Below are 14,658 nucleotides of genomic sequence, written 5' to 3' on the forward strand. Positions count from 1 at the left end.
ATGGCTAAGACTGGTCTGGCGTCCCGGCTCTACCGGGGCGAGGCCGATCTCAACATCGTCGGCCGGCGCAAGCTGTGGTTCGGCGTGGCCGGCGTGCTGGTGCTGATCGCCGTGCTCAGCTTCGCGATCCGGGGCTTCAGCCTCGGCATCGAGTTCGCCGGCGGCAACTCGTTCCAGGTGCCGGCAAGCGTCGGCACGCTGGACGACGCCGAGGCGAAGGTCAACGGCGCGCTGCAGAGCAAGGGCGGCGGCGTCAAGGTGGTCACCGCCCAGAAGGTCGGCAGCACCGAGGGCGAGTACTACGAGATGCGGACCCCGCAGCTCACCCCGCAGCAGGCCACCGACGTCAAGACCGAGATCGCCCAGGAGCTCGGCATCCAGCCGAGCCAGATCAGCGGCGACCAGGTCTCCGAGGCCTGGGGCAGCCAGGTCACCCAGCGAGCCCTGCTCGGCCTGCTGATCTTCATCGCGGTGGTCGCGGTCTACCTGATCCTGCGCTTCGAGTGGCGGATGGCGGCGGCGGCGATCGCCTCGCTGCTGACCAACCTGGTGCTCACCGCCGGCATCTACTCGCTGGTCGGCTTCGAGGTGACCCCGTCGACGATCATCGGCTTCCTCACCATCCTGGGCTTCGCGCTCTACGACGTGGTGGTGGTCTTCGACAAGGTCCAGGAGAACACCCGCGGCATCACCGCGAACAACAACATGACCTACGGCGAGGCGTCGAACCTGGCGCTCAACCAGAGCCTGATGCGGTCGCTGAACACCTCCGTGGTCGCGCTGCTGCCGGTCGGTGGTCTGCTCTTCATCGGGGCGGGTCTGCTCGGCGCCGGCACGCTCAAGGACCTCGGCCTGGTGCTCTTCGTCGGTATGGCGGTGGCGTTCCTGACCTCGATCCTGCTGGCCACGCCGCTGCTGGTGCTGCTGAAGAACCAGGACCCGCGGATCGCCGCGCACAACAAGCGGGTACTGGCCCGCCGGGGCGCCATCGCCCGGGGCGAGATCGCCCCGAAGGGCGCGCCGCGGGTCGCCACCGAGGCCGGCGACGACACCGTGGACACCGTCGACCCGGAGGCCGCCGCGCTGGCCGGCAGCGCCCCCAAGGTCGGTGCCCGGCCGGCCGGCAAGCGCCCCACCGGCGCCCGGGGCGGTCGCCCCGCCGGTGGCGGCGGCAACCGGCCGGGCGGCGCGAAGCGCCGCTGACCGGGTCCGGGAAGACCCGGTAGGAACGGAACCGACGGCGTCCGCCATGCTGTGCGAGCAGCATGACGGACGCCGTCGTCGTGAAGAGGGACAGGGGACGTACCGTGACGGAGACCCACACCACCGGGGTACGGGGAGACAGCGGCCCGCAGGTCGCCCAACTGGTCGCCAGCCGGGTGCTGGACGTGCCGGACTTCCCGAAGGCCGGGGTCGTGTTCAAGGACCTGATGCCGCTCTTCGCCGACGGCGCGGTGTTCCGCGAGGTGATCGACGGGATCGTCGCGTACCACGGGCGTGACTCGTTCGACGTGGTGGCCGGCATCGAGGCGCGAGGCTTCGTGCTCGCCGCGGCGATCGCGTACGCCACCGGGGTCGGGGTGGTGCCGGTGCGCAAGGCGGGCAAGCTGCCCCGGGCCACCCACTCCGCCTCCTACGCGCTGGAGTACGGCGAGGCGACCCTGGAGGTGCACCAGGACGCCTTCACCGCCGGGCACCGGGTGCTGGTGGTCGACGACGTGCTGGCCACCGGCGGGACCGCCGAGGCCACCCTCGACCTGGTGGAGCGGGCCGGCGGCACGGTCTCGGGTTTCACCGTGCTGCTGGAGCTGGGCTTCCTCGAGGGGCGGCAGCGGCTCGCCCCGCGCCCGGTCCATGCCCTGCTGACCGTTTGACCCGGTGGCCCGTCGGGCCGACCCGGCGCGGACCGTCCGGCGGAGCGGCGACGTACGGTGCGTGCGGGTAGCATTGCCCTTTGCTGACCGGACGGGTGACCGTCCGGTGGCGCGGCGACCGGTCGGACGGCCGGCGCGGCGCGGGGCCGCCGGGGCCGCGAGGTCCCCGGTGGGTGACCCCGGACCGCGTCGACCGGGGCGGTCGACGTGGAACAACACCGGCCCCCCGGCCGGTTGGACAGGACGTCGGTCGCACGGCCGACGCATCCCCGGCGAGCGGTGAGGAGGCCGGTGTCCCACGATGTCGTCCCTCCGGTGGAGGGCACGGTGCACCCGACAGGTGACGCGGACGGCTCGGTGACCGAGCGGAGCGGCAACCCGCCGGCCCGCGCGACCGGGACTCCCGGCGACGGACCCGACCCGCAGGCCGACGGCGGGGCGGTCGTGGTGCCGTTCCCGGCCGACACCGCCGGTGACCCGTCGTCCAGCGGTGGGTTCGCCCTGTCCAACGCGCCGACCGGCCGGCGGGTCCGCGCCCGGCTGGCCCGGTTCAACGCGCCGTGGCAGACCTCCCAGGTCAGCGAGGTGCTCGAACCGCTGATCGCGACCCACCGGGAGAACCACCCCAAGGCCGACGCCCGGCTGCTCCAGCGGGCCTTCGACACGGCCGCGCGCTGGCACTCGGGTCAGTACCGCAAGTCCGGCGACCCGTACATCACCCACCCGCTCGCGGTGGCGACCATCCTGGCCAACCTCGGGATGGACACCACGACGCTGGTCGCCGCGCTGCTGCACGACACCATCGAGGACACCGAGTACACCCTCGACGCGATGCGCGCCGACTTCGGCGGCGAGGTGACCCTGCTGGTCGACGGCGTCACCAAGCTCGACAAGGTCAAGCTCGGCGACGCGGCCAAGGCGGAGACCATCCGCAAGATGGTGGTGGCGATGGCCAAGGACCCGCGGGTCCTGGTGATCAAGCTGGCCGACCGGCTGCACAACATGCGGACGCTGACCTTCCTGCCCCGCCCCAAGCAGGAGCAGAAGGCCAAGGAGACGCTGGAGATCCTCGCCCCGCTGGCCCACCGCCTCGGTATGAACACCATCAAGTGGGAGCTGGAGGATCTGGCCTTCGGCACCCTGTTCCCGAAGCGGTACGAGGAGATCAACCGGCTGATCGGGGAGCACCAGCCGCAGCGTGAGGCGCTGCTGCGCCAGGTGACCCAGAAGGTGTCCACCGACCTGAAGGCCGCCAAGATCAAGGCGGAGACCACCGGTCGGCCGAAGCACCTCTACTCGATCTACCAGAAGATGATCGTGCGGGGGCGCGACTTCAACGACATCTACGACCTGGTCGGGGTGCGGATCCTGGTCGACACGGTGCGCGACTGCTACGCGGCGTTGGGCGTCATCCACGCCAACTGGCAGCCGGTGCCGGGTCGGTTCAAGGACTACATCGCCATGCCCAAGTTCAACATGTACCAGTCGTTGCACACGACGGTCATCGGGCCCACCGGCAAGCCGGTGGAGATGCAGATCCGCACCTACGCGATGCACCGCACCGCCGAGTTCGGCATCGCCGCACACTGGAAGTACAAGGAGCACAAGGGCACCCCGGTGGTCGGCCCGCCGGCGCACATCGACGAGATGACCTGGCTGCGCCAGCTGCTGGACTGGCAGCGCGAGGCGGCCGACCCGAGCGAGTTCCTCGACGCGCTGCGCTTCGACCTGTCCAGCCAGGAGGTGTACGTCTTCACCCCGAAGGGTGACGTCATTCCGCTGCCGACCGGGTCGACGCCGGTGGACTTCGCGTACGCGGTGCACACCGAGGTCGGGCACAAGTGCATCGGCGCGCGGGTCAACGGCAAGCTGGTGCCGCTGGAGTCCACGCTCTCCAACGGCGACGTGATCGAGATCTTCACCTCGAAGTCCGACACGGCCGGCCCGACCCAGGACTGGCTCGGCTTCGTCAAGAGCCCACGGGCCCGCACCAAGATCCGCCAGTACTTCAACAAGGAGCGGCGCGAGGAGGCGATCGAGGCCGGCAAGGACTCGATCGTCAAGGCGATGCGCAAGCAGGGCATGCCGTTGCAGCGGATGCTCACCTCGGACGCGCTGATGGCGATCGCCCGAGACCTGCACCTCGCCGACGTGGCGTCGCTCTACGCGGCGGTCGGCGACAGCCAGGTCTCCGCGCAGTCGGTGGTGCAGAAGCTGATGGCCGCGTACGGCGGCGAGGAGGGCGCGGCGGAGGACATCGCCGAGACCGCCGTCGCCACCCGGCCGCCGCGCAGCCGGCAGAGCAGCAGCGACCCGGGTGTCGTGGTGCGCGGGGTCAGCGACGTCTGGATCAAGCTGGCGCGCTGCTGCACCCCGGTCCCGCCGGACGCGGTGTTCGGCTTCGTCACCCGCTCCGGCGGGGTGAGCGTGCACCGCGACGACTGCGCCAACGCCGAGGACCTGCGTGCGCAGAGCGAGCGGGTGGTCGAGGTGAGCTGGAAGCTCACCTCCGCCTCGACCTTCCTGGTCGCCATCCAGGTGGAGGCGCTCGACCGGCACAAGCTGCTCGCCGACGTCACCCGGGTGCTCTCCGACGAGCGGGTCAACATCCTCTCCGCGACGGTCACCACCACCCGGGACCGGGTGGCGGTGAGCCGGTTCAGCTTCGAGATGGCCGACCCGAAGCACCTGGGGCACCTGCTGGCCGCCGTGCGCAAGGTCGACGGGGTTTTCGACGCGTACCGGGTCACCTCGGGCGCCTGACGCGCGTCGTCGGCGCCACCCCCGCCGGGTGGCGCCGACGACCCGGCCCGGTCAGTAGCTGAAGGTCGTCGCGCCGTCCCCGATCCACTCCCACATCTGCACGGTGCCGCCGATCCGGGCCGACGTGATCAGCCGGCTCTCGTCGAGACCCTTGCTGGTGAAGCAGACCGAGCAGACCAGGAAGGTCCCACCGGCCGCCTGGTACCGCGCGACGAGGTCCGCCAGGGGAGGACAGCCGGCGCACGCGACGCCGACCGCGACCCCCTCGGTCGCGAGCCGCACCGCCTCCTTGGTCAGGAACATCAGGGTCGGCCGGCCGCTCTCGGCCGCCCCGACCGCCACCAGCAGCGCCACCGTGACCTTCTCGGCGTCCTCCAGGCCGGTGGTGAGACTGACAACCGCTTTTCCGGACATGGTGCTCCTCCTCGGGTCGAACGTCGTCACCCACCAGGGTGGGCGATCCGCGACCGCTTCGCCGCGGTGACCCGGGTCGCCGAGCCGCTGTCGCGCCCGGTCTGACGACGCGGAAGCGCCCGCCGGCTCGGCCGGCGGGCGCTTCTGTCGTGACGTACGGGTGGTCAGCCCTGGATGTCGCTCATCGAGAGCTTGCTGATGACGATCTCCTTCTTCGGGTGCCCGCCACCGGCCTGCTTGGCGAAGGCGCCGTCGTCACCGGCGGCCGCGACCTGCTTCACCAGGTCCATGCCACCGGTGACGGTGCCCAGGACGGTGTAGTTCGGGTCCAGCGAGGAGTCGCCGTAGACGATGAAGAACTGGCTGCCGGTGCTGCCCTGCTGGCCGGAGTTGGCCATCGCGATGACGCCGTCCGGGTACGGGGGCCGCTTGTCGGTGGGCAGGTTCTCCTCGGCCAGGTTGTAGCCCGGGCCGCCGGTCCCGTCGCTGGCCCGCCAGCCCTTGCCGGTCACGCTGGGGTCGCCGCACTGGAGAACCTTGATGCCCTCGGTCACCAGGCGGTGGCACTTGGTGTTGTCGAAGAAGCCCTTGCTGGCCAGGAAGGTGAAGCTGCCCGCGGTGCACGGCACCTTGCTGCGGTCGATCTTCGCGGTGATCGGCCCCAGGTTGGTGTCGATGGTCATCGTCTGGGTGCCCTTGGCGGCCTGCTGGTTCGGCGGCACGCCGACGTCCTTGATCTGCTTCGAGCGGGCCTGCTGCGGCACCGGGTTGTACGCGCACTGCGCGAAGCCCGCGGTGCTGGCGGTGGTGTCGCCCTTCTTGTCGTCGCCGCCGAGCGAGGTCACCAGCCAGACCGTGCCGGCGACCACGAGGACCAGCACGGCCGCCGCGCCGACGATGGCCTGCGTCTGCCGGCGCTTGCGGGCCTTCGTGGCCCGCTCGGCCATGTCCCGCTCGAGGCGGGCGCGTGCCGCCGCGCGCTGCCGGTCTCTGGTGGACGTCACGGTCACTCCTCCGGGTGTTCTCGGGTGCGGCAACGCCGCTGCTGCTGTGGGGCGGTGGCGCGGGTCAGCCGGCGCTGGGGCTCGCCGCCGGCGCGCTGGTCGCGGCCGGTCCGGCGGTCACCTCACCGACGGTGAGGCTCTGGATCACCACGTCCGTCTTCGGCTTGACCTTGGCGCCGGTCCCATTGTCCACGGTCGGCAGGGCGCCGATCTTCTGCAGCACGTCCAGGCCGCCGGTGACCTTGCCGATGACCGGGTACTTCGGCTGGGCCGGGTTGAAGTCCTTGAAGAAGACCAGGAACTGGCTGCTGTTGGTGCCCGGCGGGTTCGCGATCATGGCCACGGTGCCCTTGGGGTACGCCACCGGCTGGCCCGGGGCCGCCGAGGCGGACGGGCTGGGCGCCGGGTCCGGGACGTTCTCGTCGTAGAAGGAGTAGGCCGGGCCGCCGATGCCGGTGCCGCTGGGGTCACCGCAACGCAGTGCGCCCTCGGCGGTGATCTCGTGGCACTTGGTGTTGTCGTAGAACGACCGGCCGGCCAGGTACGAGATGCTGGCGGCGGCGCACGGCGCCGAGGCGAGGTCGAGCGTGGCGGTGATCGGGGCGCCCTGGTTGGTGGTGATCGTCATCGGCCGGGTGCCGGCGGTCGGCAGGCCGGTGGTCTTCGGCGTGCCGACGTCCTTGAGGTTGGTGTTGGCCTTCGCGTCCTGCGGGGTCCAGACGCAGACGTCCTCGGCGGCCTTGCGCTCGGGCTTGGAGTCGAACGCGCCGAGCGCCCAGGCCGAACCGACCACGATCAGCGCGAGCACCACGGCGGCGCCGACACCGGCCTGGATCTGCCGGCGGCGCCTGGCGGTCGCGGCCCGCCGGGCGAGCTGCCGGTCGAGCTTGGCCCGCGCCAGTTTGCGCTGCCGGTCCCTGCTGGAAGCCACCCGTGCTCCCCTTCCTCTACCCTGGTCCTCGCCGGCGTGCGGGGCGCTGCCGCCCGGTGGGTGCGCAAAGGTGCGCCACGCCACACGCCCGCCAGAGTGTACGGGTAGCGACTGGGAATGTGGTGTACGAGGTCCGGCCTCGCTTTATCGGGCGCTGTCACTGTGGTCCGTGGGGTTGCCGGGAGCGGTGGGCCGGCGATACCCGGTGGCCGGTGCCACTAGGCTGTTCCAGGGACGACGAACGCCAACGGAAGGGGAGCGGACGTGCTCGTGGCCGGCTTTCCCGCGGACGCCTTCGGCACCAACTGCTACGTGGTGGCGACCGGGCCGGGGGAGCAGTGCGTGGTGGTCGACCCCGGCATCGGGGTGCTCGACCGGCTCGACGCCGTGCTCGCCGAGCACCGCCTGCACCCGGCCGCCGTGCTGCTGACCCACGGCCACCTCGACCACACCTTCTCGGTGGCCCCGGTCTGTGGGGCCCGCGGCATTCCCGCGTACGTGCACCCCGACGACCGGGAGCTGCTGGCCGATCCGGCCAAGGCGCTCTCGATGGACCTCACCCAGCTCTTCGGCGGTCGGCTGCCGTACACCGAGCCGGACGACGTGGCCGAGCTGACCGACGGCGCGACCCTGGCGCTGGCCGGGCTGGAGATCACCGTCGACCACGCCCCGGGCCATACCGGCGGGTCGGTGCTGTTCCGGATGCCCGGCGCCGGCTCGCCCTGGGAGGCTGAGCAGATCTGCCTCTCCGGTGACGTGCTCTTCGCCGGTTCCATCGGCCGCACCGACCTGCCGGGCGGCAGCATGCCCCGCATGCTCACCAGTCTCCGGGAGAAGGTCCTCCCGCTGGCCGACGACACCGTCGTCCTGCCCGGCCACGGCCCCGCGACCACCATCGGCCGCGAGCGCGCCAGCAACCCGTACCTCGTCGAGGTGGCGGGGACCGGCGGAGCGCGCCCGGCCGCGCCCTCCCGCGGCCTCTAGTCGCCGCGACCACGACGTCGCCCGCGCCGTCCGCGCGGGATCAAGGAGTACGCCATGAGCAAGCCCACGCCTATCTCCGGCTTCCCGGAGTGGACCCCGGCGCAGCGGATGATCGAGCAGTTCGTGCTGGACCGGATCCGCACCACCTTCGAGCTGTACGGCTTCGCCCCGCTGGAGACCCGCGCGGTCGAGCCGCTGGACCAGCTGCTGCGCAAGGGGGAGACGTCCAAGGAGGTCTACCTGCTGCGCCGGCTGCAGGCCGACGCCGACGGTCCGGCCGGCGACGACTCGCTCGGCCTGCACTTCGACCTGACCGTGCCGTTCGCCCGCTACGTGCTGGAGAACGCCGGCAAGCTCCAGTTCCCGTTCCGCCGCTACCAGATCCAGAAGGTGTGGCGGGGTGAGCGCCCGCAGGAGGGGCGCTACCGCGAGTTCCTCCAGGCCGACATCGACATCGTCGACCGGGACACCCTGCCGGCGCACTACGAGGCGGAGATGCCCCTGGTCATCGGGGACGCGCTGCGGTCCCTGCCGATCCCGCCGGTACGCATCCAGGTGAACAACCGCAAGATCTGCGAGGGCTTCTACCGGGGGCTCGGGCTGACCGACCCGGAGGCGGTGCTGCGCGCGGTCGACAAGCTCGACAAGATCGGCCCGGCGGGGGTCGCAGACCTGCTGGCGGAGACCGCCGGGGCGAGCGAGGCGCAGGCGAAGGCGTGCCTGGCGCTGGCCGAGATCTCCGCGCCGGACGCCTCCTTCGGCGACGCGGTGCGCGCCCTCGGGGTGAGCGACCCGCTGCTCGACGAGGGCATCGCCGAGCTGACCGCCGTGATGGAGACCGCCACCGCGCACTCACCCGGCCTCTGCGTCGCCGACCTGCGCATCGCCCGCGGCCTGGACTACTACACCGGCACCGTGTACGAGACGCAGATGATCGGCTACGAGCGGTTCGGCTCGGTCTGCTCCGGCGGCCGGTACGACAACCTGGCCAGCTCGGGCACCGTCCGCTTCCCCGGCGTGGGCATCTCCATCGGGGTGACCCGGCTGCTCGGCCTGCTCTTCGGTGCCGGCGCGCTGACCGTCTCCCGGGACGTGCCGACCTGCGTGCTGGTCGCGGTGAGCAGCGAGGAGGAGCGGCCGGCCAGCAACTCCGTGGCCGAGGCGCTGCGCGCCCGGGGCATCCCGACCGAGGTGTCGCCGAGCGCGGCCAAGTTCGGCAAGCAGATCCGCTACGCCGAGCGGCGGGGCATCCCGTACGTCTGGTTCCCCGGCGCCGACGGCGACCAGGTGAAGGACATCCGCTCCGGGGACCAGGTGAGCGCGGCGGCGGGGGAGTGGACGCCGCCCCGGGCGGACCTGAAGCCGCTGGTCGGGTCCGCCGAGACTGGCGTCTGACGACGTTTCGACCTACGGTGGCGTAAGTTACGCCACCGTAGGGAGAACGTCGTGACCGTGCTCAGCCAGACCGCCCTGCTCCACGAGTTGGAGCCCGTCGTCGAGAAGAACCTCGACCGGCACCTGTCGCTGGCCAAGGAGTGGTTCCCGCACGAGTACGTGCCGTGGAGCGAGGGGCGCACCTTCGACGGCCCGCTCGACGGCGAGGCGTGGGCGGAGGCCGACTCGACGCTGCCCGAGGTGGCCCGTACGGCGCTGATCGTCAACCTGCTCACCGAGGACAACCTGCCCTCGTACCACCACCAGATCGCCACGCTCTTCGGCCGCGACGGCGCGTGGGGCACCTGGGTGCACCGGTGGACCGCCGAGGAGGGGCGGCACGGCACCGCGATCCGCGACTACCTGACGGTGACCCGGGCGGTCGACCCGGTGGCGCTGGAGCGGGCCCGCATGGCGCACATGTCGGCCGGCTTCAGCAACGCCCACGACAAGGAGATGCTGCACTCGCTGGCGTACGTCTCGTTCCAGGAGCTGGCCACCCGGATCTCGCACCGCAACACCGGCCGGGCCGCCGGCGACCCGCGCTGCGAGGCGCTGCTGGCCCGGGTGGCGGCCGACGAGAACCTGCACATGGTCTTCTACCGCAACCTGCTCGGCGCGGCCCTGGAGGTCGCCCCGAGCCAGGCGATGCGGGCGGTGGCCGACGTGCTGGCCGACTTCGAGATGCCCGGCGCCGGGATGGAGGGCTTCGCCCGCAAGTCGGTGGCGATCGCCCTGGCCGGCATCTACGACCTGCGTCAGCACCGCGACGAGGTGGTGGTGCCGGTGCTGCGCCAGTGGAACCTGTTCGAGGTGACCGGCCTGGACGCCGACGGCGAACAGGCCCGCGACGAGATCGGTGCCCACCTGGACGCCCTGGAGACGCACGCCGCCCGCTTCGAGGAGAAGCGCGACGCCCGCGCCGCCCGCCTCGCCTCCCGCCCCTGACCCCGCCCCCGCCCCTCCGCGCCCCGGCCCCCACGCCCTCCCGACTCCCGCGCGCGCGATCTTGCACTTGCTGCCCCGACAAATGCCCTGTTTCGGGCGCGGCGGGGGCAGAAACTGCAAGATCGCGGGAGTGGGGAGTGGGGAGTGGGGAGTGGGGAGTGGGGAGTGGGGAGTGGGGTGGGTCAGGTGGGGAGGGAGTCGAGCGGGAAGAGGAGGCAGGTGGAGGTGGCGTGGGCGATGAGGCGGTCGCCGGCGTCGGTGAGCCGCGCCTCGGCCAGGGCGGTACGGCGGCCGCGTTGCAGGACGGTGCCCTCGCAGCGCAGGATGCCGCTGGCGACGGTGACCGGACGGAGGAACTTCACGTTCAGGTCCAGCGAGGTGCAGCCGACGCCGGCCGGCAGGGTGGTGTGCACGGCGCAGGCCGCGGCGGTGTCCAGCAGGGTGGAGATGATGCCGCCGTGCACGGTGCCGAGCGGGTTGTAGTGGAACTCCTGGGGCACCAGTTCGACGGCGACGCGGCCCTCGTCCGCCTCCATCCGGGCCATGTCGATCAGGTGCATGATCGGCGGCGCGGCCAGCTCGCCGGCGATCATGGCCCGCAGCAGGTCCAGCCCGCTGCGCCGGCCGATGTGGGCCGCGCCGGCCACCGGGTCGGACCAGGAGAAGGTGCGGCTACGGCCCTGCGTCTGTGTCATGGACTCAGCCTGGCAGCGCGTTGCTGAGTCTGTCAATCGGACCTAGCCTGGTCGCCATGAGACCCGCGGCACTGGACTGGTCGGTGGAGAACTGCACGATCGGCCGCGCGATGGCCGTCCTCGGTGAGCGCTGGACGCTGGTCGTGCTCCGCGAGGTCTTCAACGGCGTGCGGCGTTTCGACGACATGCGGGTCCGCACCGGCATTCCCCGGCAGGTGCTCACCACCCGGCTGGCCATGCTGGTCGAGCAGGGGGTGCTGCGCCGCGAGCCGTACCGGGAGCCGGGCAGGCGGGTACGGCACGAGTACCGGCTCACCGACAAGGGGCTCGACCTGTGGCCGGTGCTGGTGGCGGTGCTCGGCTGGGGGGACCGTTACCTCGCCGACCCGGAGGGCTCACCGCTGGCGGTCACGCACCGCGACTGCGGCGCCGCGGTGCGGGTGGAGTTGCGCTGCGACCGGGGGCATGAGGTGGCCGACCCCCGCGACGTGCTGCCCCGACCCGGACCCGGGGCGCGTCGCCGGGACTGAGCGCCCGCCCGGAGGACGGGGCGGTCCACTGGATCGCGGCTGCCCGCGTCGTTGCGGTGTCATGCCCTGCGGAACACGCTCTGTGTCCAAACTGTTGCCTCATGGTTACCGGATGCGACCGGGGTGAATTCGGGCAAAGGGATGCCTTGCTTACGATCTTAAATATGTGAATACTTTGGTCACTCGGCCGGTTTCCCCAGGTCGGCCGGGTTGTCCCCGGGCGCGCCGATATGACGACGCCCGTCACCCCCTTCCGGGAGGTTGTTACATGCGACCCACGAGGTCCTCGCTCCGCCGCGCCGCCGCCATCGCAGTGGCCGGCACCCTGGTCACCGGATCGCTCCTCGGCGCACCCGCCCAGGCGGCCCCCGCCTCGCCCGCATCCCCCGACGCCGCCGCCGCCCTCGCCGACCAGCTCGGCGCCCGGGCCGCCGGCACGTACGCCGACGCCAGCGGCAAGATGATCGTCGCGGTGACCGACGCCGCGGCCGCCCGTCAGGTGCGCGCCGCCGGCGCGACCGCGAAGATCGTCACCCGGGGCGCCGACAAGCTCGCCGCCGCGACGGCCGAGCTGGAGCGCTCCGCGAAGATCCCCGGCACCGCCTGGTGGACCGACCCGGCCACCAACCAGGTCGTCGTCTCCGTCGACAGCACGGTCACCGGCGCGAAGCTGGAGCGGGTCAGGGCCGCCGCCGCCCGCACCGGCGGCACGGTCCGGATCGAGGCCGAGGCCGGCGTGCTGACCACCCGCATCTCCGGTGGCCAGGCCATCTACACCGGCGGCTACCGCTGCTCGCTCGGCTTCAACGTGCGCAGCGGCACCACCTACTACTTCCTCACCGCCGGGCACTGCACCAACCTGGGCTCCACCTGGTACTCGAACTCCAGCCAGACCTCGGTGCTGGGCACCCGGGCGGGCACCAGCTTCCCGGGCAACGACTACGGCATCGTCCGGTACAGCATCGCCTCGCAGCCGGGCAACGTGTACCTCTACAACGGCAGCTACCAGGACATCACCGCCGCCGGCAACGCGTTCGTCGGCCAGGCCGTGAAGCGCTCCGGCAGCACCACCGGCCTGCGCAGCGGCAGCGTGCAGGCCACCGGCGCCACGGTGAACTACGCCGAGGGCAGCGTCTCCGGCCTGATCCGGACCAACGTCTGCGCCGAGGGTGGCGACAGCGGTGGCTCGCTCTTCGCCGGCAGCACCGCGCTGGGCCTCACCTCCGGCGGCAGCGGCAACTGCTCCTCCGGCGGCACCACCTACTTCCAGCCGGTCACCGAGCCGCTGAGCGTCTACGGCGTCAGCGTCTACTGATCCACCCCTCGCGAACGGGCCGCCGGGCGACCGGCGGCCCGTTCCGCGTACCGGCCCGGGAGTGGGGTGCCGGCCGGGGCCGATGCGGGGACCGGCCGGCCTTCGCCGCGGTAGGTTCCAGCCGATGAGCGCCCCCGAGACACCTGTGCCGCCGCCCGCCTCCGCCTGGGCGCCGCTGCGGAACGCCGCGTTCCGCAGCCTCTGGCTGGCGGTGCTGGCCAGCAACATCGGCACCTGGATGCAGACCGTCGGCGCGCAGTGGCTGCTGGTCGAGGCGCCGCACGCCTCGACCCTGGTCGCGCTGGTGCAGACGGCCAGCATGCTGCCGGTGCTGCTGCTCGCCCTGCCGGCCGGCGCGCTCGCCGACACCCTCGACCGGCGGCGCCTGCTGATCGGGGTGCAGTGCTTCCTGGCTGTGGTGGGCGTGCTGCTCACCCTGCTCACCGCGGCCGACCGGATGCCACCGGCCCTGCTGCTCACGCTGACCTTCGGCCTCGGCGTCGGGCAGGCGCTGACCATGCCCGCCTGGCAGGCGGTCATCCCCGAGCTGGTGCCGCGTCCGCAGCTCGTCTCCGCCTCGGCGCTCGGGTCGATCAGCGTCAACCTGGCCCGCGCCGTCGGCCCGGCGGTGGCCGGTGTGCTGGTGGCGCAGGCCGGTGTCGCGGTGGTCTTCGCGGTCAACGCCGCCTCGTTCGTGATCTTCGCGGTGGCGCTGCTGCGCTGGCGGCCGGACCGGCCGGAGGGCGGGTCCGCGCCGGAGCGGTTCACCGCCGCGCTGCGCGCCGGGGGCCGGTACGTCCGGCACTCGCCCGTCGTCCGCCGGATCCTGCTGCGCGCCGCGCTCTTCGTGGTGCCGGGCAGCGCCCTGTGGGCCCTGCTGCCGCTGGTCGCCAGCCGTCGGCTCGGCCTGGGCTCCGGCGGGTACGGTGTGCTGCTCGGCGCGCTCGGGGTGGGCGCGGTGGCCGGCGCGCTGGTGCTGCCCCGGCTGCGCCGGCTGCTCTCGGACAACCGGCTGCTGCTCCTGGCCGGCCTGCTCTACGCCGGCGTCCTGCTGGTGCTCGCGCTGGTGCCGGTACCGGTCGCGGCGGTCCTCGCGCTGGTGCCGGCCGGGCTGGCCTGGATGACGGTGCTGTCCAGCGTGAACGCGGCCATGCAGCTCTTCCTGCCCGGCTGGGTACGCGCCCGGGGCCTCTCCATCTACCAGATGATCTTCGCGGGCGGTCAGGCGCTCGGCGCGCTCGCCTGGGGCGCGCTCGCCCAGACGATCAGCCTGGTCGTGGCGCTCGCCGTGGCCGGCGCGGTGATGGCGGTGGGCGCGGTGAGCGTGCTGCTCTGGCCGTTGCGGGAGACCCGGGGCGTGAGCCGGGACCCGGCCGTCTACTGGCCGGAGCCCCACCTGACCCTGGAGCCGCACCCGAGCGGCGGGCCGGTGCTGGTCACCGTCTCCTACACCGTCCGGCCGGAGCGGGAGGCCGCGTTCGTCGCGGCGATGCGCGCGGTGGGCCGGTCGCGCCGGCGTACCGGGGCGATGCGGTGGGGGCTGTTCCGGGCCGGCGAGCGGGCGCACGGGTTCGTCGAGGTCTACCAGGTGCCGTCCTGGGAGGAGCACCTGCGCCAGCACGGCGGCCGGCTCACCGGCGCGGACCGGCTGGCCGAGGAGCGGGCCCGGGAACTCGCCGAGGACGACGTCCGGGTGAACCACCTGCTGCCGGCCGACCCGGAGTGACCGGCGGGTGCCCGGAACCGGCCCGGCCGGCCCTGACAGA

13 protein-coding genes are annotated in these 14,658 nt (G+C 72.5%); 9 read left to right on the forward strand and 4 right to left on the reverse strand.

Translation table 11 applies throughout. The annotated features are described in order from the left end of the window. The 3 genes from secF (at position 1) to GA0070611_RS02370 (ending at position 4,637) form a co-directional block, all read left to right on the forward strand. Positions 1-1,203, forward strand: a complete 1,203-nt coding sequence (secF, locus tag GA0070611_RS02360; RefSeq protein WP_091656549.1) for a protein translocase subunit SecF — start codon at positions 1-3, stop codon at positions 1,201-1,203. 104 nt (positions 1,204-1,307) lie between these two features. Then, complete coding sequence (locus GA0070611_RS02365; RefSeq protein WP_091656553.1) at positions 1,308-1,874, forward strand: adenine phosphoribosyltransferase; 567 nt, start codon at positions 1,308-1,310, stop codon at positions 1,872-1,874. Positions 1,875-2,165: 291 nt separating this feature from the next. Continuing rightward, complete coding sequence (locus GA0070611_RS02370; protein ID WP_091656557.1) at positions 2,166-4,637, forward strand: RelA/SpoT family protein; 2,472 nt, start codon at positions 2,166-2,168, stop codon at positions 4,635-4,637. A 51-nt stretch (positions 4,638-4,688) separates the two neighbouring features. On the opposite strand, the gene GA0070611_RS02375 is transcribed toward GA0070611_RS02370, so the two are convergent. The 3 genes from GA0070611_RS02375 to GA0070611_RS02385 form a co-directional block, all read right to left on the reverse strand. Then, entirely contained in the window at positions 4,689-5,051 is a 363-nt protein-coding gene (locus GA0070611_RS02375; protein WP_091656562.1) for a DsrE family protein, read from the reverse strand. Positions 5,052-5,215: 164 nt separating this feature from the next. Then, positions 5,216-6,055 carry a peptidylprolyl isomerase gene (locus GA0070611_RS02380; protein WP_091672346.1) on the reverse strand — a complete coding sequence of 280 codons (840 nt, stop codon included), beginning with the start codon at positions 6,053-6,055 and terminating at the stop codon, positions 5,216-5,218. 64 nt (positions 6,056-6,119) lie between these two features. After that, positions 6,120-6,986 (reverse strand): peptidylprolyl isomerase, encoded by an 867-nt coding sequence (locus GA0070611_RS02385; protein WP_091656567.1) that lies wholly within the window; start codon positions 6,984-6,986, stop codon positions 6,120-6,122. A gap of 264 nt (positions 6,987-7,250) precedes the next feature. Here GA0070611_RS02385 and GA0070611_RS02390 point away from each other — a divergent pair, with 264 nt between their 5' ends. From GA0070611_RS02390 to GA0070611_RS02400, 3 genes are read left to right on the forward strand one after another with little or no spacing between them, the layout of a single operon-like run. Beyond that, the gene (locus GA0070611_RS02390) at positions 7,251-7,970 is read left to right on the forward strand and encodes an MBL fold metallo-hydrolase (protein WP_091656570.1); all 720 of its coding nucleotides are present in this window, start codon (positions 7,251-7,253) and stop codon (positions 7,968-7,970) included. 54 nt (positions 7,971-8,024) lie between these two features. Beyond that, on the forward strand, positions 8,025-9,365 hold the full coding sequence (gene hisS / locus GA0070611_RS02395) for a histidine--tRNA ligase (protein WP_091656575.1): 1,341 nt from the start codon (positions 8,025-8,027) through the stop codon (positions 9,363-9,365). Between the two features lie 51 nt (positions 9,366-9,416). Continuing rightward, positions 9,417-10,352, forward strand: coding sequence for an acyl-ACP desaturase (locus tag GA0070611_RS02400; RefSeq protein WP_091656579.1), 936 nt, complete (start codon positions 9,417-9,419; stop codon positions 10,350-10,352). 182 nt (positions 10,353-10,534) lie between these two features. Here the strand turns inward: GA0070611_RS02400 and GA0070611_RS02405 are convergent, their stop codons facing one another. Then, on the reverse strand, positions 10,535-11,047 hold the full coding sequence (locus tag GA0070611_RS02405; protein WP_091656584.1) for a PaaI family thioesterase: 513 nt from the start codon (positions 11,045-11,047) through the stop codon (positions 10,535-10,537). Between the two features lie 56 nt (positions 11,048-11,103). On the opposite strand from GA0070611_RS02405, the gene GA0070611_RS02410 reads away from it, so the two are divergent. The 3 genes from GA0070611_RS02410 to GA0070611_RS02420 all read left to right on the forward strand — a co-directional run bounded on the left by GA0070611_RS02410 (position 11,104) and on the right by GA0070611_RS02420 (position 14,618). Beyond that, positions 11,104-11,577, forward strand: a complete 474-nt coding sequence (locus GA0070611_RS02410; RefSeq protein ID WP_091656587.1) for a winged helix-turn-helix transcriptional regulator — start codon at positions 11,104-11,106, stop codon at positions 11,575-11,577. 268 nt (positions 11,578-11,845) lie between these two features. Next, entirely contained in the window at positions 11,846-12,892 is a 1,047-nt protein-coding gene (locus tag GA0070611_RS02415) for a S1 family peptidase (protein WP_091656592.1), read from the forward strand. Positions 12,893-13,016: 124 nt separating this feature from the next. Next, positions 13,017-14,618, forward strand: a complete 1,602-nt coding sequence (locus tag GA0070611_RS02420) for an MFS transporter (RefSeq protein WP_091656596.1) — start codon at positions 13,017-13,019, stop codon at positions 14,616-14,618. The last annotated feature ends 40 nt before the right edge of the window (positions 14,619-14,658 follow it).

This window comes from Micromonospora auratinigra (assembly GCF_900089595.1).
GTDB classification, from domain to species: Bacteria; Actinomycetota; Actinomycetes; order Mycobacteriales; family Micromonosporaceae; genus Micromonospora; species Micromonospora auratinigra.